The sequence below is a fragment of the Methanosarcina sp. UBA5 genome, from assembly GCF_002505485.1.
Lineage (GTDB): Archaea > Halobacteriota > Methanosarcinia > Methanosarcinales > Methanosarcinaceae > Methanosarcina.
In genome coordinates this window covers 43,360-69,173 of sequence record NZ_DAVG01000080.1, presented here as the reverse complement: position 1 = coordinate 69,173, position 25,814 = coordinate 43,360, and the positions used below count along the sequence as shown (strand labels likewise).

Genomic DNA, 25,814 nt, shown 5'->3' with positions numbered 1-25,814 from the left:
TTATTCTCCCGAATTATGTATGATTTTTCCACTTTCCGTAACTTTTATCGAAATAAATTCTTTTATGATTTTTTTGCTCCCAGTATAATATTTGGAAATATCCAAGCCAGAAGTAAGCAAGATAACCTCCAAAGAATGAAAGTATTACTTGCAGGGCAAGTCCATAGCCAATTATATAAACACAAACTATTACAAATGAAAAAAGTACATAAGTGAGTATAATGCACAGTCTTTTCAGGTTTGAATTGTCAATTAATCGTTGTTTTTCTAAGGAGTCATATAGCCTCATTTTAGCATTCCAGCTAAATATAAACGAAATCAGGGCAGTAAAAAATCCTGCAAGTAAAAAAATCAGGTTTACACCCAGCTGAATAAGTACCGAGAAATACATAAACGTAAGAAAAATATCAACTAGAAGAGTTCGAGTACTTGCTTTTCGGAACCATCCGGGATTTTTTGATCTCCGCTATCTCCCTTTGCTCTATCCGGAATATCAGATTCGAAACTTTCAAAGTTAGTGCGTTGTCTAGCTTCGTATGCTCTGGTGTTCGGGCACCATCCCATTAGCTTTTTTATGCTTTCGACTTTAAGACTCATAGTTTTCCCTCCTTTTCCTCAATAGCATACATCTTTTGGAACCCCTTTTCATTCTTTATGTAAATTTTCATGTGATTTTTCTTCTCCCATTTAAATAGCTGAAAACAGATTCCCCACATAGTAAGAATCCAAGTCGCTGCAATAAAAGAATATATTGACTGAGAGTTAATAGAAGAAGGCGTATAAGACAAGAAAACCATAGGTGGGAAACTCAAAAACAAAATTAGGGATAAGAAAACAGAGAAGAGTACTATTTTAGAGACATAACGAACAGTGGGTTTTTTTGCTGCGGCATCATACTCACGTACCTGATTTTTCCGGAAAAGTAAATTTATCAGCAAAGAAAACAAAATGCCCAAAAAGAAGAACTCAAAATTTACACCCTTTAGGAACAGCATAATTATGTAGATAGAAGTTAAGAAAAGGGCTGGTAGGAGTAGTCGGATATCAAGCCTGGAAAAACGGCTCAGAGTCATTGGGCTCCTAGCTTTTTCTCCTCGAGACCGATCATATGTTTCAAGATTAATAGGGCTAATTCTATATCCGGTTTCAAGTGTTTTTGCATTGGGGCACCATCCCATAAGTTTCTTGATGTGTTCCAGAGTCATAGTTGTTACTCCACTCCCTTATTTACAATGTAGAGTTCTGGCATGTTACGACCATATATAAGTACAATTTTTTTATTTTTCTTTTCCCAGTATATAGATGAGAGATAGTACAGAAAAGCTGTCAAACAAAAACCGGAAATAAACGTCAATAGGGACAGCCATCCAGACAATGAACCTACGCTAAGAAGTAATATCAAGGAGTTCATTGAATCAAGCTTAAAGTAGTATGTTAGGAACACTAAACAAAAGGCAGAAACAAAAGTTGAAATTAGTCCCCAGCCAAACTGTGAAAGTGAGAGATATAGTAATATAAAGGAAGGTATCGAAATTATGACTCTCCATTTTGGCGACCTACTTTTCATCTGGATTTTCCTACTGAGATTTTTTGTTTTATCTAGGTAGTCTAGGTTATGCCAGTCTGAAACGCAAAGTATCAGGTTAAAAGCGATTCCGATAATCAAACCCCATACGAAAGTCTCCTCCCTGAGGTGCACTCCCAGAAGTCCAATTCCCAGTACAGAAAAAAGAGTTAACACGGAGGATATCATTAATGCTCTATTATGGCGTTTGTTCCACCAACCAGTGGGTAAAACTGGAGGATTTTCATCATCTCTCCCTTTAGCCTGGTCATTCGCCTCAAAATATTCAGAATGAATGGAATGTTGAGTTTCAAGCATTTTTGCATTCCGACACCATCCCATCAGTTTCCTTATATTCTTAATTAATACGTTCATAGTCTATGTTTCCCCCATTCTCAGCTTATTCACACTGGAATCGTGAACAATCACCCTTTCTATCAAGAAACCTCATTCTGTCATGACTTCGATGCATGGAGTCGCTATCATCCTTTAATATAGAGAACGACGCCAATTAAAAATAAAACAGTCCCTATTCCTACCATGATCAATGATACGTTATCCTTTAAATCTAGAGCAAGTGACGAGACTGACACTAAAGAACCTAGACTTGTAAGTAACAATCCAATTTTTCTCATGCGACTTAGATTGTTTCCAGCTTTTTCTCCCCCAGATCTATCATATTCCTCAAAATTTGCAGGAATAATTTGAGATCCTACTTCAGAAGCTTTTGCATTGGGGCACCATCCCATTAGCTTTTTAATGTATTTTGCTTCCCGATTCATAGCTCTCACTCCTTTTCCCCAATAGCATACATCTTTTGGAACCCCTTTTCATTTTTTATATAAATTTTCATATGGTTTTTCCTTTCCCAGTAAATTAACTGAAGATAACTTCCCCACATAAAGATCCAGGCTCCAGCAACTAAGGAATACAGTGACCGAGCGTTGAGAAAAGATGGTATCTGAGATAAGAAAATCATAGGCAAAATTAAAAACAAGATTAGGGTTAAGAAAACCCATAAGAATGTTTTTCTTGAAGAAGAGCCGACAATGGGGTTTTTTACCAGGGCATCGTACTGTAACATCTGCTTTTTCCAACTGAGCAAATAGATAAGTAGAGAAAGTGAAAAACCTAATAAGAATGCTTTTTCATTTATGCCTTTTTGAAATAGCAAGTTTATGTAAACAGGAGTTATGAAAATTGTTGGTAGGAGAATTCTGATATCAAGCCTGGAAAATAGTCTGGAAAAACGACTTGAAATTCCTGGATTCCTGTCCTTTTCTCCTCCAGATTGATCATATGCCTCAAAAGTAATAGGGCTAATTCGAGATCCGGTTTCAAACGTTTTTGCATTCGGGCACCAACCCATCAGTTTCCTTATACTCTTTATGACTATGTTCACTGTTACCATTTCCCCCATTTTACCTGCTTTTTGTCAGGCCTATTCGATCGATTCTTTTAATTTCTCAAACAATTCATCAGCTATTTTTGTGGGATCATTTGTACTCTGAAGTTTGAGCTGCATTTCATCTGCAAAGTCCCAGAGAAGTTCAATACATTCCCTATATCTCTCACAAGATCCGCATTCTCCTTCGTGCTCGTACCAGACCTGCATTCCATGTTTTACCGAGACAAAAATTATTGCATTGGCTTTGAAAGGAACCGATCTTCCAAAGAGTATCCCCTTCTTTGAGTCCAGTTTTTCGACTTCGATCCTGTTTGCTCTGGCCATTTCAAACAGGATTTCTTCGATGCGCTTATCCATACTAAGAAGGGCTCGCGAGACCGCCTGTCTGGAGACTCCGAAACGCTTTGCGATATTGATATTCGGAAGCCCGTTTCGGCGCAAAACCCAGAATTCAAACTGTTTTTCACCTGCCGGTAGGAACATATGTAAACATCTGAACGTTGACTATATATAATTTTCTCTCTCATTAACTTTTTTGAGTCCCTTTAATGAAAATTTTTGTCAGATAGGGAAATCCTGAAGTTTTGTTAAGAATAGTTTAAAGATCTGGCCATAAGAAATATATGGAATAAGGTAAAAATTTATTTACAAATGTGACTATTTATTTAATGGTATTACATTTAAATCAGACTCCCTGACATCATAAGCTAGAAGCTGAGTATGTATTGAGGTTTTGATGTACTGAAGAGGATTATTCAGAAAAAATTTAGAAATCTTGTTTCTTTCGGAAGGTTCCCGAAGACTGGTGCTGACTTTCTTCGATGTAAACTCTCTAAAAATCCTGCAGCTCCTGGAAATTAAAGATATGTCAGCAGGTGAGCTTGCAGAAAAGCTCGGTTTGGGGCTAAGTACTCTCAAATGCAATCTTGATTCCTTATTGGATGCAGATATGTATGGGTTTCTGAGGTAAAATGGAGTCAGAGGGGCAGAAAAATAAAGATCGATGAACCTGTTGAAAAAATTATGATCCTTGTCCCTGGAATTGTCGAGGAAGGGTCTTCCTGCCTTCTGAAATAAAAGCAAAGAACTAAGTTTAAAGAGGGATGAATGTTGACTAGAATATCGAGTTCTCTCGTTATCGGAATAGTTGTAGTACTTATTGTGGGAGCCATACTTTTTTATTCATATTCCGTAGGCCAGCTCCTCTGGGGCATTATAGCTGCGGGAATGATTATTCTGATTGCAGGTATGCTACTTTTTTTGCCGCTTATTACAGATCCTTTTAACTCATCCGGTTACAGGGAAAATGAGAAATCCGAATCTTTTGGCGTTGAATCTACATGTCTAGGCGATTCCATAGTTTATGAAAGACCATTTTTCTTCATCGGCGTGCCTTTCATTATAATTGCTCTCGGAGGTATATTTTCTAAATACGAGAGTATGTTTTCCATAGCATATGAGAGTGGAACAACACTGGTTCTGTATCATGGAGTCTGTTTTGTTTCGAAAGACGACAAACTTAGCATTAGGGGTAAATGGTACAGGGGAAAAAAGCTCGGAATACAGGGAAATGTCGTTGTTGCGGACAGGATTGAAAATTTGAGTTCTGGACTTGTCTTCAGTAGTGAATGACTTTACATGGCAATTATTTTATCAGGTTTGCGCCTATCGGGTTGTGCCGATCAGTATTAGCATTTATCAAGATTCACGTCTATCCGAATCCACGTGGATTTGCTTTCGACTTCGACCTTTTTATCCACGCTTGCAGTTTTTCTTAAAACAGTTTTAATGGAATAATGCTTGCAAGCAAGTATCCCTATTGTTGTGGGATGATAGACGTTTTTGAGATTTCAGGGCTATATACCTGCAAGCAAGCAGTATCCTATTTCCTATCCAATCTTATTTATAGTTTGCCAATATCCTGCTAATATAATATCCAAAAAATAAATCTGCTTGACTTAAGTTAAAAAGATTAGAAAAAAGAAAGTAAATAACTTTGTTTCTAAATGAAAAAAGGGTAGGCCTGATCAGGAAACTCAGAGCCCATACTTATTATTCTAATTTTCTTTTTAATTGCTGATCTAAGAAACTGTCTTATAAACCAAGCACATCGTTCATGGAATAAATTCCTGGTTCTTGCCTGCAGACCCATTCGGCTGCAAGGACTGCACCTTTGGCAAAAATCTGGCGGGAGTGAGCCATGTGCTTGATCTCAATTCTTTCGGAATTCCCTGCAAAAAGGACAGTATGGTCGCCTGTGATATCACCGGCGCGAACTCCATGAATTCCAATTTCTTTTCCGCGCGGGGCAATACCCTCTCTGCCATAGACGTATTCCTTTCCACCGAGAGCCTCACTGATAATATCGGCTGCCCTAAGGGCAGTTCCGCTCGGGGCATCTTTCTTCTGATTGTGGTGAGCTTCAATAATCTCGATATCATAATCTGCAAGGTATCTTGCAGCCTCCCTGATTATCTTGAAAAAGACGTTAACGCCTACAGAATAATTCGGGGAGATAACGGCACTTACCTGACCTTCCTGAATAGCCTCATCAATTACTGCTCGCTGCTCCGCAGTCAGTCCTGTAGTTCCTATTATGAGATTTACTCCGGCTCTAGCTGCTACTGGAGCATTGACTATGGTTGCGCCAGCTGCAGTGAAGTCTATAAGTACGTTAGCTTTACTCTCTTTCAGGACAGATTCAAGATCTTTTACGTCCGAGATCTTGACTCCTAGATTCCCAACGTGGGCAAATTCTCCTGCATCCCTTCCGAAATTGTTGATGTCAAAAGCAGCAGCAAGCTGCATATCCGTTGAGTTGGTAATGTTCTCCACAATTAAAGAGCCCATTCTGCCGCAGGCTCCAAGTACTGCTACATTAATCATTCTATAACCCCCAATTTCCTTAGTTCATCTGCAACCTTCTGAGTATTTGTCTCACTAAGGGGAGCAAGTGGAAGTCTCAGGTGTCCGCTTGCAAGTCCTGCAAGTTCTGCAGCTTTTTTAATCGGAATTGGGTTCGTTTCCAGGAAAAGGGCACGAATCAGAGGAGCAATCTCAAAATGAATCTTCCTTGCGGTTTCGTAGTCTCCGGCAAGAGCTGAATTTACCATTCTGGACATTCTTTCTGGCACTATGTTTGCAGCAACAGAAATGACTCCGCTGCCTCCTACAGAGAGAATCGGAAGAGTCAAACCATCCTCTCCTGAAATAACTACGAAGTCTTCATCTGCAGTCTTTTCCAGGATCTGGGACACTTTCTCAACTTTCCCACTAGCTTCCTTAATTCCAACGATATTTTCAACTTTTGCAAGTTCTGCAATGACTTCTAGTGGCATATCCTGTCCTGTACGGGAGGGGATATTGTACATAATCATAGGAACATCGACGGCCTCTGCGATTTTCTTGAAGTGAGCAAGCAGGCCTGCAGGATTTGGCTTGTTATAATAGGGAGAAATCAGAAGTACACCGTCGACACCCGCGTCTGCAGCATGTTTTGTAAACTGAAGGGCTTCTCCTGTGTTATTTGAGCCTGTTCCTGCAATCACAGGAACTTTTGAACATTCCATTGCAATATCTATAACTTCTTCATGCTCACGTGCGGAAAGAGTTGCGGATTCTCCGGTAGTTCCACAGGGCACAATTCCTGAAACTCCTCCCTCTTCAACAAATTCAATATTCCTTTTTAAGCCTTCCCTGTCAATCCTGTCATCCTTAGTAAAAGGAGTTATCAGGGCAGGCATTGTTCCTTCAAACATTTTAGATATCCCCACCTTTGTCCAGAAGTAAATCTTCTGCTCAGTATACTTTCATGCGTGCAACTTTTCTTGTGACGTAACCTGCAACCCTGTTCCTTATAACTTTGCTTTCAATGGTTGTATACTTTGTCACAAGAGTCTTGTTAGTTTCAAAATCTTTTGTGAAGACATCTCCGTAGTTCTCAATCAGTCTGAATGCAATTCTTTTTATGTTTGTCTGTCTTATATTTCCCATCGTATCTCCTCTTAGATGTTTTTGCTGCTTTTTAGTCCAGTTATTCAATTCTACTTCTAGTTTATCTCACACATTTTCCTGTGAATTCTGGTTAACGTGAAGCTCGAGATAGAAAATAGTTCTTCGATGTCTATTTTCCTCTCTCAAATTGATAGGTTTAGCGAAAACTGGATGCAATAATTTGATTGATCATGATTTTGTCGACTAATAGGTCACTTGAGATTTATAAGTTTTGGGGTCGACACTCCAGTCTTAAGATGAGAGGCTTATTATTCTTTTTCTCAATTAATTAAATGTGTAATAGATGCTGGCAATTCTCCTTCAAATATACACTTTTTGCAGCATCGGTCCAACAGCTATAGTTAGATTCTGGGTACAATTTCTTTATGTGACGTTCGGAATATTCTACTTAAATATATTCTGTATCCTTCTGTATTCCCTCTTATTTTCTCTTTACATAATCTGTTTTACCAAGAAAACGGTCAAGAGTTCCTGCACTAGTAAAAACACGCTCTCTTATTCCTTTATGGTTAATAAAGAGTCCTATTAATACGATAAGCAGCCCAAGATTCGGTTTTGCCTCGACAGCAATTGCCCCTACCAATACAACAGAAGAAGCTACAAGTCCCTTCATGGCTCCTTTCCTGTAAGAACGATAACCTGTTCTTTTAAAAATCCGGACATCCCGAAGTGTCAGGAAAAGAACTACAAAATAAGCAAACATCGCAATTTCCAGATACATTCTTTTCTCCATATTCTGTTTTTGATTTTGCACTTCCGCTTCTTTATCGGATTCAAAATATAAATCTGATCTCTTCTTGACCTTTTATCCTGGTTATACCTTATACCCTGACTGTTTTTCAGCGAGCAGGCGAAAGTGATCAGTATATCAGTGCAAGCAAACAGGTATGCAAATTACGTATGTTAGATAATATAAAACCAGCAGGTTTTGGATTTACCGGCAATTTATAATTGTAACGAAAATTAGGAGAATACATTTCTTAGGTATTTTCAGGCTTATTTTTAATGTGTTTACAGCATATTCAAATTGAGTAGCCCACTCAGGAATAGGAATCCTAGAAAGAGCGGTTGATGAATGAAGTATATGAGCAGAGAATGTTGCCCCACTCTGGAAAACAGCCTGATGAGAGGATCTTTTCCAGTACAGGGAACTTCAAACTTCCTTTTTCCGCCTGCGTACAGGAAATTTCCCAGAATAACTCCTGCCAGCAATACCCCAAACCACGGAAATATAGGAAAGTAATCAAGGGTGCTGAAATTTTCGGGAGTGAAGCCCAACCAGAGCAGGCTGGAAAAATCAAAAGTTATATTCATGAGGTAAAGCCCTGACAAGCCGAAAAACAGGCTAAATAAAATATTTTCTTTCCCATATTTCAGGAAGGGATAGACGAGCACTGCCGAAACCCCAAAAAAGTGCAGGATCCCAAAGACAATATACTCTTCAGGTAAAAAGATCCAGGTTATACCTGTGAGTAAAAGCCCCATTAAATATAGTTTGATTCCTCTTTTCAGGTACCTAGAAAAGTTTTCTGTTCCGTTTCCAGAAAGCTCTTTATTAGGGGCTCTTGAATGGCTTATAGAAAGGACAGTTCCTGAGATCAAAATAAAAAGTAAAGCTGAGAATCTGCCTGCATATAAGATAAGGCCGGACCTGAGCTGAATATCCGCAAGCTCGAAAAAGTCCAAGTCATAAAGAAAATGATACAGGAGCATCAAGAGGACGGCAAACCCTCGTAGACAATCAATCTCCCAGAAACGATCTGCATACACGGCCATAAACTTTTCTCCGGAGCACATCGAATTACATTCATATAGAGTGGCAGTCTCCTTTTAAAGATATATATTTATAATTTCTGTTTATAATTTCTGGTTCTTCTAGGAAAAGGTAGCAGGTCTCTCAATCTTTAGTCTCTTATTTTCTTCTTATGCAGTGATAATATAGGTTCGGTCCTTTCCAGAATTCCGATCAGCAAGTCTGCTCTGCCGGATGATTTCTCTCTCGCAACAGGAAAAAACCTTGTAAGTAAAGAGCTCTGCGTAAGCGATCAGGACTGAGGTTTTACCTCACTTGTATTGAGACCGAATACGCTAACTTTCATGGCTTTTTCAAGGCATCTTTGCAGCTTTTTATATCAATCCAAGCATGGGTCCTGTATGTGGGAATATTCCAAATAAGAACACATTTATCGAGCCATGAATCATTACCACAAGGGGAAGACTTCGGGTTCTATAAAATAAGTATCCTAAAAAACCTCCTAAAAGGAAGGTATATGCCATTTCGTAGGGCGTGCCGTAAGCAGAATGCATTATCCCGAAAAGGAGACTTGAAAGGAAAATTCCCCAGGCTGATCCCATAAATTCTTCCAGGCTCGTCTGCAGAATCGACCTGAAGATGAGTTCTTCTATAAGTCCTACAATGAAGAACATTATAATTATAAGTATCAGCAGGTTTGTTGGTGAGAAATCCGGTATAAGTTCTCTGGCCCCTATCAGTGTGTATTCTACCTGGCCGAAAACCAGGCCTGTAAGGATAGATAGAGGAAGGTAGATCCATACCTTCTTCAAAGTGTCTCTTTTTCTTTCATATTCCACTTTCTGATGAACGGTAGCAAAAGTTATTGGAATTGCCAGAGGTGCGTAAATAAACACGAAAGAATAAAGATTACTCTCAAAAAAAACTGGCATTGAAAAATTTACCAGCCTGAAAATTGTCAGAAGCAAGAAGGCCTGGTAGATTTTACGTATCTCAGGCTTTTTTATAACTGCTATTGAATATGAAAGCGAGAGCAGAAGCAAGGTATAAGCTATTGAGGCTTCTCTTAGCCTTCCTCCGAAAATCAACAATTCGATAAGAGTAATTGCAGCTATAGGGACTCCTGCATAAATCATCTTTTTCAGAAATCCGGTTTTTTCTTCAGTTTGCATTTTAAGCATTTTCCCGAGCTCCGGCAGAGAGACCTTTCCTGCTTCCAGCTCTGAGGATGGAAGGTCCAAAATTGCCATCTTCAGGCCTCCTTAGTAACATTAATCCAGAGATGAAGGTTCCTGTAAGGTATGGTTTTTTCAGTTTCATTAAAGAGCAGAAACTCTAGCTTCATATTCTTTCCTTCAAGAGGTGGAGTAAAAGTAACTGGTTGTTCCCAGGACATATTCTGCCCAAGGCTTATTTTTTTCTGACTTCCCGAGAGAGACCTGTTTTCAAGCCTTACGTCTATTGTATAATCCACTGGCCTGTACTCGTGGTTTACGATGCCTACAGTGACTGTTCCTTTTTCTCCCTGTACAAACTCAGTAGGATAGTCTCCTATCGTACTGTTGTTTCCAAGAATATAAAATTCGGTAAAGTGCTCTCCCTCTTTAGGGTTTCCTATAATGTAAGCGAGGCTCCCCATAGAGGCCAGAATAGAAAGAACAAGGATAAACGTAATAACCTTATCAGTTTTCGATTTAGAGTTTTCAAAAGTTTTGGCCTTCATGCTAAGGTAACATGTTTTGAATGAAACTCCAAAGGCTTCGGTTTCAGACAGCAGTCTTCTTCTGTAATACGCAATTGCACACATAAGGAGAGTAAAAACTGAAAATTCTGTCAGCAGAGGAATCTCTCTGATCCCCCAAGTGGAATAGTTCAGGCCAAGTCCCAGTAACGGGGCAATTGCAATACTTAGTCCGAAAGAGATTGCAGCTCTCTCAGCTCCTTCTAAATCTTTTTTTGCCGGGAAGAGAGCTCCAGTGAGGGCATAGCCTGGCAAGAAAAGCACCAGAATAATGCCCAGGTACGTGCGGAGGAAACTGTCGCTAAGTACAGGCACGAGTATGAAAATGTTAGTAATAAGCACAAAACCTGCAACAAGCAACAGGTCCATAGAGAGTTGTCTATTTCCGGCCATTGTACCACTGATATAATTATTTTATATTGTGTCCTCTTTGAATTTATATCTATGTGATCCTTCTATCAACCAACTTTGTGTATTTTATTCCAAAGGTTGGATTATCCTTTCAGGTGGTCCTTTCAGGTCGCTCTTGCAGGAAAAATAAGGGAGAACATACCTTTACTTTTGAATCTAATCTTTGCTGGTATCATTCTCTATTTCCGAAATTTAGTTTCGCGGATGATTCAGTTCTTTATCAGGTCCAATTTTCTAAAAATACCCTCAAGTTTCCAAATTTTTTAGATCCCCCTTTATCCATAAGGTTTCTTTGTATGAGAAATTTTCCCTCTTTTGAAGGACGCTTTTCCTCTTTTAAAAGAAACCCTTTCCAGTCTGTACCATATTTTGCATACTTCAGGAACTTTCAACTTTACCTTATAAACTCCTGGGCGCGCACAGAAAATTTTATTTTGTATTTTTCCCTTTCTGCAAGCATGAAAGTGCTGGTTACTGGAGGAGCAGGTTTCATAGGCTCCCATATAGCTGAATATTTTGCAGAAGCAGGACACACTGTCAGGATTCTGGATAATCTTGCCACAGGTTTTTTCAGAAATATCCCGCAGTATAAAAATATCGAGTTCATTCAGGGAGATATCTGTGACCTTCCCTCAGTTGAAAAAGCGATTTCTGGCATGGATTATGTCTTTCACGAAGCTGCCCTTGTATCCGTGCCTTTAAGTTGCGAAAAACCTTCTGAAGCTTTCCAGATTAATACTCTTGGAACCCTTAATGTGCTGCAGGCCTGCGTTAAAGCCGGAGTCGATAAGTTTGTGACAGCGTCTTCAGCTGCGATCTACGGAAATAATCCAATCCTTCCAAAACGAGAGGATATGTATCCTGAACCGGGTTCTCCTTATGCTATTTCCAAACTCGATGGAGAGTATCTGGCAAGGATGTTTTATGAGAATTATGGGCTTCGTACCACTTGCCTGCGTTATTTCAATGTCTACGGCCCTCGCCAGGATCCAAAATCCCCGTACGCAGCCGTTATTCCAATTTTCCTTGAGAGGGCGAAACTGGGAAAGGACCTTGTTATTTATGGAGATGGACTTCAGAGCCGAGATTTCGTTCATATTAAAGATGTAGTCAGGGCAAACGCCGCGGCTCTTGATTATGGTGATGGTCAAGTCTTTAATGTGGCTATGGGAAAAAGCGTGACAGTTTTGGAACTTGCTGAAAATATTATTAAGTTAACTGGCTCTTCTAGCAGGATTGTACATGCCGCTTCAAGGGCAGGTGATGTTCGGGACTCAAAAGCCGATGTCTCAAAAATCTCAGGCTGGTGGAGAGGAGAGGTCGAACTCCAGGAAGGGTTAAAAAGCCTGGTTTAAGCCTGATTTAAGCGATTTAAAGGCTTTTTACGTTGGAGTAAAGAGGGTTGACTTTCTTAGCTACAAACCAGATTATTATGTAGTTTTAAAAGCAACTCTCTCTAAATTTTGAAAATAAATTTTTTAAAAAAAGAATAAAACAGAAGATTTTTATCTCCTGTTTTTACTGTTTAGAACACTACCTTTTATTGCTCAGGTCTTTTTTCGAATTACAATTATACCAATAACGAGGACTAAAAGGAATCCTAAAAACAAACTGGTAATTTTCAACATCACCTGGTTTTTATTTTCCTGAGAAGCAACTGCAGTCTCAGCCTTTGTCCTTTTTTCGTTCTCTGCCACCGTTTCATGAGGTAGCTGACTATTCCCTGTTTTCTCCTCTAACATCAATGCATTCTTTTGGGCCGTAATCGCAAACGGAGAAAAGCTAGGAGGTTTAGCTTCGAAGTAAATATATTCTTTATCTTCGTTTATTTTTGTGGTTGGAAGCGAGTTCCATTTTTTGTCACTGAAATGTTGAAGGGTTAATGAATCAGTATTGATGTTGTTTTCATTAATCCATTCCTTACTAACCTTAAAGCCTACTGTGGCGTTCTCAATATTTTTCAAATTTGCAAAATCGCTATTTCCAATCCGGATATTTAAGTATTTGTAAATTTCTCCTACTGGCTCACTAGATGTAAGGGCAGACTTTCCTTTTAGTTCCTCAACAATTGCTGTTATCTTTCCGACAGTTTTCTTGGCCGTAAACCCTACATATCCGACACAGGTAGCTCCTTTTGTGAACTCAAACCTTATTCTATTGCCTTTTGAAATAGATTGCTGGCAGAGCTCTTTTGAATCGATGTTTTTGGTAGATTCAGGAGAGATGCTGCATCCAGAGCTACCATGGCTTCCGGAGCTTCCGCCACTTCCAGACCCGTTATTTCCAGATTCATCATCTCCTCCAGATCCGTTGTCTCCAGATTCATCATCTCCTCCAGATCCGTTGTCTCCTCCAGAGCTTTTTGATACAATCGCAACTTTAAGCTGAGTAAGCCCTACAAGCCCTTTTCCCGGATAATATGCTCCCACAAAGAGGTAATAGTTGCCCTTAGACAAATCAAGAGTGGTAAGTGATAGTATTTTCTGGCCTCTTTCTCCTATTGCTATGGCACCGTTTTCTTCTCCTATCAGGGTTTGGATTTCTTTCTGCAGCTCGTTTTGAGTTAGCTTTGACCTATAATTTGAAGAGTTTATGCCAAACTTATCAATGATGTCCATGTCATTTACTATTACTGATGTGCCGTTTCTTTTGCCGTCGGTATCTACCTCTATTTTTGCCTTGTATGCCTGTTTACTGATCAGTACTGCTCCATAGGTACAGTTCCTTTCATCGGAAGCATTTACAAGATCAACATTTATTTTCAAGTCTTCCTTTTTTACTACGCTTTTTGGACTTGAGACTAACAATTTGTATTCTGCAACCATAAAAGCTGTCGTGGAAAGAGCTGTCAAGCTGCCGTCTTCATTTTCCTGAATCATAACTATGTTATACTGTCCAGGACCGAGCGGTCCTAAACTATAATTTAGCAAATCCCCATCCTTTCCGAGTACAGCAGAATATTTTTTGTAACTTTCTTTCACACTGCTGTTAAAGAGTCTGTTTAGGTTTCCTGTATCTTTTGCTTCAAAAGCGTTAAAGACTCCAAAAGCAGTTTCCGGTGTCACTTTGATAAGGAATATATTTACCTTTCCTTCTAGGCCGGATTCCCCATAGAAAGACATCGTTGCTTCTTCCCCGGGCAGGTAAATAGGAAGGGTGCTATAGGCATTAGCTGATGGGTAATCTATAGTGAAGCTTTTATTCTCGTCTTTATACAGAGTTCCAGAAGTTCCCCCAAATTCAACATGTTTCGGACCAGTGTATGTGAGTTTTATCGGGTGGGGAAGTTTGATTCTTGTCCCTGTATGTGGGTTTCCCATTATAATCCAGTTTCCTTCTTCCGAGCTGCTGGTATGATCTAGGACGTTAACAACACTATCTGTAAAATTTATACTTCCAATAGGGCTAATATTTTTTTCATTACTGTCGGCAATTGCTGTTGCAGAAGTTAATATGAACACAGTTAGCGCAATTATTAATAGACTATTTTTCAAATATATACCCCCATTCTATTTACCAAATATTTTTAACCGATCCATTCATGATAGCAAAATTTCTTTATGTTTTATCACCAGGGATTCGCATCTTTTACCTCATTTTTTTCTTAAATACACAATTAGGATCAGGACTCCTGCTCCCATTCCTGTCAGCAGATAAAACTTATCTACAGATGATCCGAAAAATTCGTGTTTTTGGATGCTTTCTTCCGAGGCCTGTACAGGAGTGTTCCTCTTTTCTAAATTTTTGTCTGGAGCTGAAACTTTGGAATTATTTTCGCCTTCCAGGGTTTTGGAAGCAACTGATTCTGGAGAAGGCTTAGTCTCTGGCAAAAGAGACAATTTGTTTTCAGCAGATGGAGAAAGCTTGGTCTTTTTAGAAGATGAGCCTGAGCTTGAATCTGAGTTTGAGTCCGATTTATAGTCTGAGTTTGAATCTGAGTTTGAGTCTGAGTTTGAGTCCAATTTATAGTCTGAGTTTGAATCTGAGTTTGAACCTGAGCCTATTTCAGAGTGAATAGTTACTTTTTTTGTTATGTCCCCAACTTTTATCTCAAAGTCTCCAGAGGGGGCAGCTTTTGTATTATAAGAGTAACTGAAATCTCCATTTGAATCAGCCTCTATTGCTTGAAAAGCTGTAATCTTCAGATTAACCTCTGAGGATCCTTCTCCAGCATCTCCATCGATCTTTATTGTATAGGTTCCCGGAGGTACTCTTGATTGAGATACGGTTGCAGTATCTCCTGAAGCCTCTGAACTTTTTGTTACCCAGACAACCATTTTTACCTTTACATTGAGGTTTTTGACTCCTCTGGCCTCAACTGTAAAGAGATTATTAAAACCCCCAGGAATTTCTACGTCTTCAAGGACATATTCAAACTTTCCCGATGACACAGGAACGGTTTTCTCAAAGTTCACGAAAACATCGACTTTCTCTTCCGGAGATGCATTCCCTTTTATGCTAATGGTGTCTCCACAAACAGGCTCCTGAGGAGAAAACTCCCAGTTATTAACGGACGCAGCTGCAGGAAAAATTAGTAGTAAACCCAAAATCGAAATGTAGGTAACCATCAAGGCCAATTTATTCCTTTTCTTAAGGAGATTAGTTAACTTGCACACTGGAGTTGCCTCTTTTCAAATTAGATTTAATTTAATTTCTAAACATGTATTGCTAACTTAATTACAATTTATTCACAGAGTAATCTTTCCGAAGCACAGTACTTTCAAAAAAACTTTGTAATCTTTTTCAATAACATACTATATATTTTTATCTATTCTACTCTGACTCTGTGGCAAAAACAGAAACTTTTCTAAGTTTTAAATTTGAAAACAGTTTAACTAACAATAACCAGTGAACACTCAAATCCTCAAGGTAATTTTATACTTATGCTGCTAAAGAATTCTCATAACTATTTTTCATAATTGATAAGTTATCTTTCACTAATTTCCAATATAAATTTCAGAATCTTTACATCACCCAACTTATTCAATTACTTATAAAAGATAACGGTTAACTCTTATATTTAATTTAGAATTTTATCTTTTCTTACTGGTTATTTTAATGATTAATAATATACTATTGAGCCATATACACACATGAAAAGTTTTTTATATGTTGTGGTTATTTTATACAATGCTTTTTCAATAAATAAAACAAATTCCTTTATTTATGGGGGCATTAATATATTATTGAGCGTTATTTCATCAAGTGCTATCTCTGCAAGTGCGATTTCCATGGTCACAACTCCTGGACTTCCTCAGTATGGAATTTCAGCTGCCGTAGGACTTATAGGCTTTCTTTCTTTGAAAGAGGTTCTTTCAGCGTCCCCAAAATGGAATAGCTCCCTTAGCAGTTCGTTAAATTTGGTAATACTGCCTTTACTTTTAGTTTTTGCAGGAGGTATCCTTTTCAAAATCTCAGAGATTATCTGATCCTGGATTTCCGTCCGGGGTTTACTCTTTAATTTCTTATTTTTATACGACTGATTGCTCTAATTCTTATTTTTCTAATTTTTATCTTTTAGACCTTTTTACAAGTTTTTCTCTCTTCATGCAATCAAATTATTCATTGAGCCTGTCCCAAAAGCCACTTTATTCTTAATCGTTGGGAATTTTCAAAGTTGTTTTCATGATCTTGGGCTTGATTGATTATTCGAAATACAAGGCTCAAGAAGCGAGTTTTAAGTTTTGGAATAAGTTCCTTCAAATTTTATACACAGTTTTTAACTTTTTGCATGTCTTTTAGGTTCTCAAGTTCAATTTCCAGTCTCGGTATTCGCAACTTTTCAGATTTTCTGCGGGTGACAAAAGTTGGGAATGAAGTGCATCGAGAAATTGAGAAAAACTCAGTTACCAAACTCTCTGGAATTACATAAATAGAGTCTATCCCATAACTCAAAACTGCTTCTGTATATCTCAAATTAGGAAATAACCAATAAGTTTCTGATTACGGAAAAAGTGAAAAGTGTTCTGAAATTCTTATCGACCTGAGGATAAAATTAGTTTTGGGATGAGTTCATAATGAAAAAAGGATTGAAATAATTTAAGATTAATTTACAAGCTAATTTTGGAAAGTATTAAAATCCTATCCCGCAAAATCCTACCCCACCAGTCATATAGTGAGGCAGGATCCCGAAAAGAAAAACATTGATAAAGCCGTGCATGACCACAATAAAGGGCAGGCTTTTTGTTTTGTAGAAGGCCAGTCCTATAAAGAATCCTACAAATCCGGTATATAATATTTCATAGAAGGTGCCGTATCCTGAGTGCATAAGTCCAAACAGGAGAGTTGTAATTAACAGTGACTCACGAATACCTAACGTCTGTTCAAGCCTGGTCTGGAGGATTGACCTGAAAGTAAGCTCCTCAACTAAGCCCACGAAGAAAACCATTATAAAAGTTAGTTTAAGTAAGTTTTCGAAAGTGAGATCCGGAATCAAGTATCCTGCTCTTATTGTCAGGTATTCTCCAAATCCAAGAACCAAACTTAAAGGGATTGAAAGAACCATATAAGTTTTTATATTCTTCATGGAGATCCCTATCTGCTCAAGAGAATAACGCTGGTGAATAATTATAAATGCAATCGGGATTGTCAGGGAACCATAGATAACAATAAATGTATAAAGAGTTGTCTCAAAAAAGACAGGCATTGAGAGATTTATAAGTCTCAGGAGAGGGAGGAGGATCAATACCTGGTGGATTTTCTGAACTTCAGAATCTTTTATGAACACGTTGGAAAGAGAAAGTGCAACCATGATTCCAATATGTATCCATATAGCAATTCCCACTTTTCCCAAAAACATTAAAATCTCGGCAAGGGCTATACACAGGATCGGTATTGCAGTAAGGAATCTACGTCTCTTGAGCTCCAAACTCTTCTGAGTTTCTTCTTCAGCTTCGGCTATTTTCCAGATTTTAAGCGAATTATGAGAGTTAATTGACTTTTGCATGAAATAACTCCTTTCAATGGGCGACTTTAGGTCTATTTGTATACTCCTTGACCATAATTTTGTTTTTTATAGGGAGTTATCAACGATTGTACACACCGATAACTGTCTAAACTATTAAACTATGTATATATAAGTTTTTTCACCAGTCATCGCTTCAATAATAACCTAATCATGAGGCTCTCAGACATCTATAAAAATAGAGTTTTTTACCGGCGTTTTTCGGTAGATCTAAATAACTTTTCTTATTAGCTCTCGCGAGAAGTAAAGATTCCAAGGATAAGTCTTAGTTTTATTATTCAAATTATTATTAAAAAATTTTATATAATTAAGTGAAATTTTTCTTAGAAAAAAGATTTAGGCTAATGATTAAACAGTATGAGCAGAAACTCTTAAATTGCAGGTTTTTAACTGAAGGGTATGTGGATTAAAAACCTGCATCAGAGGGTATTACTTCAAAATTTAAAAGCTCTTCCTATTAAATTGCCTTTTTAGTCTAACATTCAAGTTTCCAGTTGTTTCGTTGCATTTACATTTATCCACAGATGAAGGTCTCTATAAGGCACACTTTTCTCAGTATCATTAAAGAGCAGGAACTGAAGCTTCATGTTCTTTCCCTCAAAGGGAGGCATAATAGTAACCGGTTCTTCCCAGGTTTCGTTATGGGCAAGATTGATATACTTCACATTTTCCGGAAGGGACAGTGATTTATTTTCAAGCTTTATTTCCATTGTATAATTTACAGGCCTGTATTCATGGTTTACAACTCCAACTATTACGGTTCCACTTTGTCCGAGCGTGTAATTTGTAGTATAATTGTCTGCTTTTCCTTCAGATCCAAGAAGATAAAACTCTGTAAAATGTTCTCCTTCTTTTGGGCTCACAATCACATAAGCCAGGGTTGCTACAGACAGGAGAATGGAAATAATCAGGAAAACCGTGAGAGCTCTATCCAGTCTTGACTCTGAGTTTTCCATAACCTCGGCTTTGAGTGAAAGTGCTGCTGCTCTGAAGGAGATATCAAAAGTTTCGATGTCTGGGAGACTTGCCCGTCTCAGATATGCAAGCCCACACATGATAAAGGTGAAAACGGACAGGCTTGTGAGAATTGGCAGAAGCCTGATTCCCCACGGAGTATAATTAAGACCAAGGCCTATTAATGGCACAACCGCAATACTCAGCCCGAAAGAGAGAGCCACCCTTTCAATCCCGTCAAGATCAGATTTTGCAGGAAAAAGTGCTGCAATCAGAGCATATCCTGGTAGAAACAGCACAAGAGGCAGCCCAAGTATATTCCGGAACATTGTTTCATTTATTCCGGGAGTGAGCACAAAGATATCTGTTAGGAGCACGAGCCCCATAACAATAAACAGATCTGAGGGAATTTTTTTTCCAGTCATGCAGGTCATCCAGCTTATAATCAAAATTATATTTTTTAGTTTCTTTTAGATGAGTAAGTATTTTTCTAATCCATTTTATTCTTTCGATCTTTTTTTCCAGAACATGGGATACTCAGATTTTTCTCTAATTTTTGTGCCCATCTTTTTCTATCCATTCCAGTTATCTGCCATTCTACTACATGCACTTTCCTCTTTATTTACAGCTTCCCTTTTATTTCTTTTCCTAAATCTTTTTCTCAACTTCTCTGGCTTATACCTTTCTAATTAGATAGCTTAATTATTTTACATAAAACATTTTTGATGCTGCTTCACTTTTAATAACTCTCTTCTACTCCAGCTAAAACAAGCTCCGTAATTTGTCTTATCTCTTATAATTTTCGTCATTTCTTATTCTTAAATCTTAAAAATTGCGGCAAGTGGTGAGCAGGAGTAATATAGTTTTAAGACTTATAGTATTTCTAAAAAAATTCTCAAGGAGATCATAACTTTGCGGGACTCAAATCCTGAAGGTCTGAATTTCCGTAATATTGATTTTCAAGTATACTTTTCTATCCATTTATTTATATTTTTTATAATCTTTTAGTTAATACAGATTTTCAACAGCCAATATTTCAATTATCCAATTTTATATCTGTTATTGTATAGAGTCGCAGCATATCGATACATATTATACCTTATTTTACCAAAGTTGAACTATCAATAAATTTATATATGTATTTTCCAGATTTCACTTTAAAAAACTAATATTGTGGTAGCGTTAAAAAAGATCTAATCTCTTCCAGATTTAACAACTTTAAGGATTTTCATACCTAAACTTACTCTAAATATATGCGTAGCTACACAAGGGGGTTATAAAGAATGAGTGATCAGCTACTTATGGGAAATAGCACAGAGCCCATAATAAATAAAATAAATAAATGTACCATAAGCAGAGCCTCTAAAAATGTCACAGTGGTTCTTTCTGCCTACAATGAAGAAACGTCTATAGGAAGCATTATCCTTCTCACGAGACTCTATGCTGATAGAGTGATTGTAGTTGATGATGCCAGTTTAGATAAAACAGCCGAGATAGCAAAAAAAGCCGGGGCTGAAGTAATTATAAACAAGACTAATAGGGGAAAAGGTGCTTCTCTCGAAACAGGTTTTAAAGCTGCAGTTCATCTAGGCGCTGATATAATTGTGACAATGGACTCAAGAGGTCATCATAACCCTGATGACATCCCTAGGCTCATTGATCCGATAATAACAGGAGGTGCAGATGTGGTTCACGGGGCTCGGTATTTAAACAGCATGAGTGAGGGTGCTCCTATTTACCGCCGTGTTGGGCAGACGATTTTGGGCAGATTCGCCAATAAAAAATCGGGCAAAATTAGAGATTCTCAGATTACTTTTAGCGCCTTTGCAGCCTCTACAAAAGATACTATCCACTTCGATGCCCAAGACCTGGAAATAGAAAGCGAAATGCTTGCAGATGCAGGTAAATCCGGCCTCCGCATGAAAAAAGTCGAAATAGGTACACATTACAACTTTGAAGATCCTGTACAAGCTCCAATAAAGTATGTTCTTGGAGTCCTGAAAACTGTAGTCAGGGATATAGAGGTCAATAAGCAGCTGTACTTCTATGCAGTGCCAGGTTTTGCCCTTGCTACATGCGGTTTCTACATGGGTTTGAAATTTCTTGAAGCATCCTTCCTTGGAATAGAAAGTCTTCATTTCTGGTCTATATTTCTGATGGTTTTTCTATCTATTGCCGGAGTGTATATGACAGTGAGAGGAATTGTAATGCATTCCCTTATAGAGGTGGCCCAAACTGAAACTACATAATGCACAATTATTTAGGAGCATATTCTGGGGAAATCGTCAAGAAGAGCCTGTTATAACGAAAAAATGGATAAGGGAGCCGCTTTTAACAATGTGGGAAGTAAAAGAGTTAGTTCTCTTTGGTCCGCTTGAACAGAAGAAGCGAGTGAAACTGACTGTCTCCAAGTTGAGGATCCACCACATCAGGCTCGAAATTCTCTTATCATTTTTTTTATTTGTTTATCGGTTTTCAAAATATAAAGGTAATAAATGCCGATTATTATGCCGGAAAAGACAACAAGCAGAATCTGATTTATTTCTGCTGTTTTCAGGGCAATAACGACAATTCCTGCAGGCACAAAAAGAATAAAATTTGAGAATACGATTTTCAGGGCTCTTGAAGCTTTAACTCCGGAATAGGACATCATCTTCAGGCAAAGGTAACCATATACCGCAATTCCTGATATTGAAAAAAGAATAAGTGCTGTACGTGCACTTCCAAGCAAGCCGCCTATTGTAAGGGAAAGGAGGCGTGTGATTAGGTTGAAAAAATTATAATGAAAACCGAAGTGATATTTTTTTACTACTACGTATATAGCAGTTAATGGGGAGGAGATAAACCATACAAAAGCCCAGAGGCTAAGAATCTGGGCGTAGACGCCTGCTTCTGCCCAGGCTTGTCCGAAAATAACAGTAAAGACATCGCTGCCGACAATTGTCAGGATAAGTATCGGGAACATGCCTATAACCACAAGCATTTTGAACACATTTTCAACAAGGGTCGGAAGAGTACCCTCGGAGAAAGCTCTTGAAGCTCTCTGGAAGAATACCTGTGAAATCGAACCTCCAATAAAACTCATTGGCAGCTGCAGGAGGCGAAAACCGAGGGAATAGAAACCTACCACCACAGGCGTGAAGAAAGCCGAAAGAAGGAAAGCAGGAAGCTGCCAGGAGATTGAGTTCATGAGGGCAGCCCCGGTATCTACAAGTGAAAATTTGTGGTACTTCTTAAACCCCTCATAGATTTTTTCCCAGCTCAGGCTTTTCACAATTAGTTTCTTATCATCTCTCCAGATCTGTCCTCCAAGCACAAATGTTGCAATAAATTGACCGGCAAGGCTTCCAACTATCAACCCGCCTGCCCCAATTTTTTCTATAAACCCTAGGCCTATCTGTGTTGCAGTACTCGAGACCGAACTGAAGACTCTTGAAAGGGAAAGCCTTTTAAAAAGTTTTGTTCTTGAATTCCAGCTATTCAGTGCAAGAAATAACCCATTCACAAAAATAAAAGGAGGTACAAGCCAGAGATAGTCTCCTATCTGCTGAGAATTCAGAATATTAACTATAGGCTCTTTAAAATACCATATGATTGGGAAGGTTAAACCACCTACAAACAGTACTGCCAGAAAACTCAACCCTAACAAATTTACAGCCTCTTTATCCGATTCAGGCAGCATTATGGAGTATTCGTACCTCATACACGCGATGACACTAATTATACTGGTAATAGAAATGTATAAAGCCCATATTCCGAAATCCTCAGGCCCATAAAGGCGGGTTAACACAGGAGCAGATAGAATTGTGAGGATTTGAGCAAAGGTTGTTCCTCCTGCGAGTGTCAGCACATCGAAAGCAAAGCTTTTCTTCTTACTGTTATCAGATCGTTTCTCTAATGCATCTGCTGTTGTCTCATCCATATCAAGTACCTTAAATGAAGTTTCCTTAAGAGCTAAGCTCCATATATTCCTGGTTTTTCAAGCTGTTTTTATGGTGAAAACTCAGTTTCTGGGGGATGAAATTTTCAAACTGATGTTGGAGATCTGACTTTTCCCCTTCTAAGCCCCCCTATAAATAAACCTTCTTGAAATATATTTGTCTTCTTCCTTACTTTATATACACTATAATAACTGAGATAATTTGACCTATTTTCACTTCTCCTTAACATTGCTTTGCCATGGGTCTTTATGGGTTCTGAAAAGGAGTGTCATTTATGAGCAGAATTTGAACAGAATGTTATTGTTATTTTAAACTAACTAAGTCTCCCTAAACTGGAATTAATCTCTTTTCTACTTTAAAAACTTCACACAAATATAAAAAAAGTTTATTAACCAACCTATCTGTGGTGTTGATTAATGTTATTGATTTGATTATATGTCTTATTCCTAAAGAAAAACTTAGTTTATTTTAGTGTCGCTGGTAATTATCAGCGGAATATTCTCCGTGCCGAGATACTTTTTCACTCTCTTGGTTCAATGTTAGTAGACCACCAATTGTATATTTCCTCTCCGCTTGCAATCCAGGCTTTTTTGTCGGAAACATATTTGAGGAATTTCTCGTAATATTTAAGACCTTCTCCTTCAATTGATGTATTGTTGTGCCACAGAATTGTGATTACACCGTTATACTGTTCAACCTTATTTGTAAGGCTTTTTATGAGCTTCCATGCCTTTTTAACGTCAAGTCGCATGTAATCTCTTAATAAAGTCCGATCCATAACTATGAGAGGAAGCTCAATGATATCGATCTGTTTTCCGGTGCTTATATTGTAAGGCCTGAAAGGATGGCACATACCATTTCTAAAGCCGGCACAATCCGGATACCCGAATGTTGTGTCATATTTAAAGTTTGCTTTGCTTAACAGTTCCCATGTATCCGGTACTTTAAACCTTAAATAATGATTCCTGTATCCTATAATTTCTTTGCCTAATACTTTTTCAAGTCTCTGTTTTTTTTCCTTTATATCTTCCAAGTTACTGTAAGATTTGTGCCCTCCATGCAATCCGACTTCCCACCCATGAGAGGATATAAACTTCAATTCGGCTTCAAGATCCTCAATTTCATAGTTGAAGTCTTTCTCTCCAGGCCTCAAGGCAAGAAAATAAAAGCTGGATTTTGCATTATATTTTGCTTCCAGCTCCATTATTTCTCTAAAGTTCCAGTAAGGGTTCCACTTCTTGTTAATTCTGCAAAAAGGTGTCTTTATAGCATCCCTTATATTCCCTTTAACAAAGGCTTTGGCAGTTCCAATGATAGGATAGAGCTTTTCCGGATATACCACATCAATATCATGAGTAAGGCAAACCGCGAATTTTTTCCCGTCTGGATACTCAGGATGTAACCCGTTTTCTACCAGAAATCTAGAAATACTGGGGTCAAAAACATTCCTCTGGCGGCTTAAATAGTAAGGAAATCTATCGTACTGGTCAGAAAAGGTCAGATTGTATTCCTCTTTTTTGCTAAACAGATCCCAGAGTTCCTCGTTTAGTTTTAGTTTTTCGATCATTTTTTCGCCCCTTTTCCCAGATTCGAAAGACTGAACTAATCTTTCAGAGAGAGTTTATGTTCGAACTATTACATGTTCGTTCTTATCGCCCCTCCCAATCCCCTTATAGACAAATCCCTTGCCAATAAACTCATCCGGTTCAATTACATTTCTTCCGTCCACAATAACTGGGTTCGCCTTACCTGTAACTTCCTTTACCCAATCAGCCTTTAGACTAAGGTATGCGCTGTGCCCTGCAAGAACAACCACAGCATCTGCATCCCTGATAACATTTTCAAGATTATCTGAAATTTTAATTCCTGGGTAGTTCACAACATAAGGGTCGTGTACCGTAACTGTCGCACTTGCCTTAAGGCAGAGGTCTCTGTAAGGTTCTGAAGGTGTGTTCCTCGCATCGTCCGAGTCCCGAATGAAAGCCCAGCCAAGCATTGCAATCTTTGATCCTTTCATCTCCTTTCCAATCCTTTCAAGGGCTGCAACAGTCAGGTTGTACATATGGACAGGCATGAAATCATTGACTTTTCTTGCGAGTACGTAGATTGAATCTGCACCTTCCGGATAGTCAAGCTGCCCGTTTCCTATCTTAACTCCTCTTTCCAGGTGGTACGTGTCCTTAGTAAGGCAGTGACCTCCAACGCCTGCCCCTGGCCAGAGTACCGCTCTTGTAATACCTTCTCCTTTTAGACTGTCCACTCCAGTCCGGACATCATACACGTTTATGCGCATGGCTTCACAGTAAAGGGCAAGCTGGTTGATTGCTGCGATCTGGAGGTCGCGGAAAGTATTCTCTGCAGTTTTTGTAACCTCGGCTGCAGTTGCACTCATAGGAATTACTTTCCCCACAGTCAATACAGGAGAATAGAGCTCAATAGCCCGCCTGGTACTTGCTTCATTGATACCGCCCACGATCCTGTCATGTTCCCTGATATTCTTCAAAAGCCTGCCTACCATTACTCTTTCAGGGGCATGGGCAAGGGCAAAATCCTCTCCTGCTTTCAGGCCTGACTCTTCTTCAAGAATCTGTTTTGCCATACCTTCGGTTGTGCCAGGGGTGATTGTGGACTCAAGGACTACGAGCATTCCTGGTTTCAGGAATTTTCCTACGTTTCTTATACCTTCAGTAAGTGCGGAAAAGTCAGGTTCCAGATCTTTGGGATTTGCAAAAGGAGTTTGGATTGCAAGCGTGACGGCATCAAGTTCTGATATTCTTGAGAAATCGGGAGTGCACTTGAACTTGCCGGCTTTCACAACTTTGCTAATAAGGTCTTCAAGGCCTGGTTCTTCTCCTTTGAGAGGACTTTCTCCACGGTTGAGCATATCGATTTTGTAACTTGAACTCTTTGAGTTGCGCTGGAAGCCGAGAACTTTATTGAAACAAGGGGCATCTGCGAAAAGAACGGCTGAAGGAATACCTACATAGCCCATTCCGAGTACTCCTATCTTTTTGATTGGGCCTCTTTCCTCGATAAGTTTTTCTAATTTACTCATATTCACCAC

At 38.6% G+C, this 25,814-nt stretch carries 24 protein-coding genes and 1 pseudogene; 5 read left to right on the top strand and 20 right to left on the bottom strand.

Features of this window, described 5'->3' with window-relative positions:
* Positions 1-13 precede the first annotated feature (13 nt).
* The 6 genes and pseudogenes from BP621_RS08255 to BP621_RS08230 form a co-directional block, all read right to left on the bottom strand.
* A pseudogene (locus BP621_RS08255) lies at positions 14-564 on the bottom strand (DUF1673 domain-containing protein).
* A gap of 29 nt (positions 565-593) precedes the next feature.
* Positions 594-1,205, bottom strand: a complete 612-nt coding sequence (locus BP621_RS08250; RefSeq protein ID WP_292389083.1) for a DUF1673 domain-containing protein — start codon at positions 1,203-1,205, stop codon at positions 594-596.
* A 5-nt stretch (positions 1,206-1,210) separates the two neighbouring features.
* Positions 1,211-1,939 (bottom strand): DUF1673 domain-containing protein, encoded by a 729-nt coding sequence (locus tag BP621_RS08245; protein WP_292389082.1) that lies wholly within the window; start codon positions 1,937-1,939, stop codon positions 1,211-1,213.
* Between the two features lie 107 nt (positions 1,940-2,046).
* Complete coding sequence (locus BP621_RS08240; RefSeq protein WP_292389080.1) at positions 2,047-2,346, bottom strand: DUF1673 family protein; 300 nt, start codon at positions 2,344-2,346, stop codon at positions 2,047-2,049.
* A gap of 5 nt (positions 2,347-2,351) precedes the next feature.
* On the bottom strand, positions 2,352-2,975 hold the full coding sequence (locus BP621_RS08235; protein ID WP_394339293.1) for a DUF1673 family protein: 624 nt from the start codon (positions 2,973-2,975) through the stop codon (positions 2,352-2,354).
* Positions 2,976-3,005: 30 nt separating this feature from the next.
* Positions 3,006-3,455, bottom strand: a complete 450-nt coding sequence (locus tag BP621_RS08230; RefSeq protein ID WP_292389078.1) for a hypothetical protein — start codon at positions 3,453-3,455, stop codon at positions 3,006-3,008.
* 292 nt (positions 3,456-3,747) lie between these two features.
* On the opposite strand from BP621_RS08230, the gene BP621_RS08225 reads away from it, so the two are divergent.
* Positions 3,748-3,942 (top strand): hypothetical protein, encoded by a 195-nt coding sequence (locus tag BP621_RS08225; RefSeq protein WP_292389077.1) that lies wholly within the window; start codon positions 3,748-3,750, stop codon positions 3,940-3,942.
* Positions 3,943-4,079: 137 nt separating this feature from the next.
* Entirely contained in the window at positions 4,080-4,604 is a 525-nt protein-coding gene (locus BP621_RS08220; RefSeq protein ID WP_292389076.1) for a hypothetical protein, read from the top strand.
* A gap of 462 nt (positions 4,605-5,066) precedes the next feature.
* Here the strand turns inward: BP621_RS08220 and dapB are convergent, their stop codons facing one another.
* The 7 genes from dapB to BP621_RS08185 all read right to left on the bottom strand — a co-directional run bounded on the left by dapB (position 5,067) and on the right by BP621_RS08185 (position 10,873).
* The gene (gene dapB, locus BP621_RS08215) at positions 5,067-5,858 is read right to left on the bottom strand and encodes a 4-hydroxy-tetrahydrodipicolinate reductase (protein ID WP_292389075.1); all 792 of its coding nucleotides are present in this window, start codon (positions 5,856-5,858) and stop codon (positions 5,067-5,069) included.
* Entirely contained in the window at positions 5,855-6,730 is an 876-nt protein-coding gene (dapA, locus tag BP621_RS08210; RefSeq protein ID WP_292389074.1) for a 4-hydroxy-tetrahydrodipicolinate synthase, read from the bottom strand. The genes dapB and dapA overlap by 4 nt, the downstream gene beginning before the upstream one ends.
* Before the next feature lie 40 nt (positions 6,731-6,770).
* Positions 6,771-6,965, bottom strand: coding sequence for a 30S ribosomal protein S17e (locus tag BP621_RS08205; protein WP_292389073.1), 195 nt, complete (start codon positions 6,963-6,965; stop codon positions 6,771-6,773).
* Between the two features lie 442 nt (positions 6,966-7,407).
* A complete protein-coding gene (locus BP621_RS08200) occupies positions 7,408-7,707 on the bottom strand; it encodes a hypothetical protein (RefSeq protein ID WP_292389204.1) in 300 nt (99 codons plus the stop codon).
* A 290-nt stretch (positions 7,708-7,997) separates the two neighbouring features.
* Entirely contained in the window at positions 7,998-8,762 is a 765-nt protein-coding gene (locus tag BP621_RS08195) for a heparan-alpha-glucosaminide N-acetyltransferase (protein WP_292389072.1), read from the bottom strand.
* Between the two features lie 351 nt (positions 8,763-9,113).
* The gene (locus tag BP621_RS08190; protein WP_292389071.1) at positions 9,114-9,989 is read right to left on the bottom strand and encodes a CPBP family intramembrane glutamic endopeptidase; all 876 of its coding nucleotides are present in this window, start codon (positions 9,987-9,989) and stop codon (positions 9,114-9,116) included.
* A gap of 2 nt (positions 9,990-9,991) precedes the next feature.
* Positions 9,992-10,873: a DUF1616 domain-containing protein gene (locus tag BP621_RS08185; RefSeq protein ID WP_292389070.1), complete on the bottom strand. Its 882-nt coding sequence runs from the start codon at positions 10,871-10,873 to the stop codon at positions 9,992-9,994.
* 476 nt (positions 10,874-11,349) lie between these two features.
* Between BP621_RS08185 and BP621_RS08180 the strand changes: the two genes are divergently transcribed.
* A complete protein-coding gene (locus BP621_RS08180) occupies positions 11,350-12,246 on the top strand; it encodes an NAD-dependent epimerase/dehydratase family protein (RefSeq protein WP_292389069.1) in 897 nt (298 codons plus the stop codon).
* A 192-nt stretch (positions 12,247-12,438) separates the two neighbouring features.
* Here the strand turns inward: BP621_RS08180 and BP621_RS08175 are convergent, their stop codons facing one another.
* Positions 12,439-14,385, bottom strand: coding sequence for a TIGR04279 domain-containing protein (locus BP621_RS08175; RefSeq protein WP_292389068.1), 1,947 nt, complete (start codon positions 14,383-14,385; stop codon positions 12,439-12,441).
* A 99-nt stretch (positions 14,386-14,484) separates the two neighbouring features.
* The gene (locus BP621_RS08170) at positions 14,485-15,459 is read right to left on the bottom strand and encodes a hypothetical protein (protein ID WP_292389067.1); all 975 of its coding nucleotides are present in this window, start codon (positions 15,457-15,459) and stop codon (positions 14,485-14,487) included.
* A gap of 618 nt (positions 15,460-16,077) precedes the next feature.
* On the opposite strand from BP621_RS08170, the gene BP621_RS08165 reads away from it, so the two are divergent.
* Positions 16,078-16,320, top strand: a complete 243-nt coding sequence (locus BP621_RS08165; protein ID WP_349682060.1) for a hypothetical protein — start codon at positions 16,078-16,080, stop codon at positions 16,318-16,320.
* Positions 16,321-16,964: 644 nt separating this feature from the next.
* On the opposite strand, the gene BP621_RS08160 is transcribed toward BP621_RS08165, so the two are convergent.
* Together BP621_RS08160 and BP621_RS08155 are read right to left on the bottom strand one after the other, a co-directional pair.
* A complete protein-coding gene (locus tag BP621_RS08160) occupies positions 16,965-17,837 on the bottom strand; it encodes a CPBP family intramembrane glutamic endopeptidase (protein ID WP_292389065.1) in 873 nt (290 codons plus the stop codon).
* 500 nt (positions 17,838-18,337) lie between these two features.
* Positions 18,338-19,234 (bottom strand): DUF1616 domain-containing protein, encoded by an 897-nt coding sequence (locus tag BP621_RS08155; protein WP_292389064.1) that lies wholly within the window; start codon positions 19,232-19,234, stop codon positions 18,338-18,340.
* 858 nt (positions 19,235-20,092) lie between these two features.
* Between BP621_RS08155 and BP621_RS08150 the strand changes: the two genes are divergently transcribed.
* A complete protein-coding gene (locus BP621_RS08150; RefSeq protein WP_292389063.1) occupies positions 20,093-21,058 on the top strand; it encodes a glycosyltransferase family 2 protein in 966 nt (321 codons plus the stop codon).
* A 179-nt stretch (positions 21,059-21,237) separates the two neighbouring features.
* Here BP621_RS08150 and BP621_RS08145 read toward each other — a convergent pair whose 3' ends face one another.
* From BP621_RS08145 to BP621_RS08135, 3 genes are all read right to left on the bottom strand, one after another.
* Positions 21,238-22,731, bottom strand: coding sequence for a lipopolysaccharide biosynthesis protein (locus BP621_RS08145; protein WP_292389061.1), 1,494 nt, complete (start codon positions 22,729-22,731; stop codon positions 21,238-21,240).
* A 539-nt stretch (positions 22,732-23,270) separates the two neighbouring features.
* Positions 23,271-24,317 (bottom strand): polysaccharide deacetylase family protein, encoded by a 1,047-nt coding sequence (locus BP621_RS08140; protein WP_292389060.1) that lies wholly within the window; start codon positions 24,315-24,317, stop codon positions 23,271-23,273.
* Between the two features lie 54 nt (positions 24,318-24,371).
* Positions 24,372-25,805, bottom strand: coding sequence for a nucleotide sugar dehydrogenase (locus tag BP621_RS08135; protein WP_292389059.1), 1,434 nt, complete (start codon positions 25,803-25,805; stop codon positions 24,372-24,374).
* Positions 25,806-25,814: the final 9 nt, after the last annotated feature.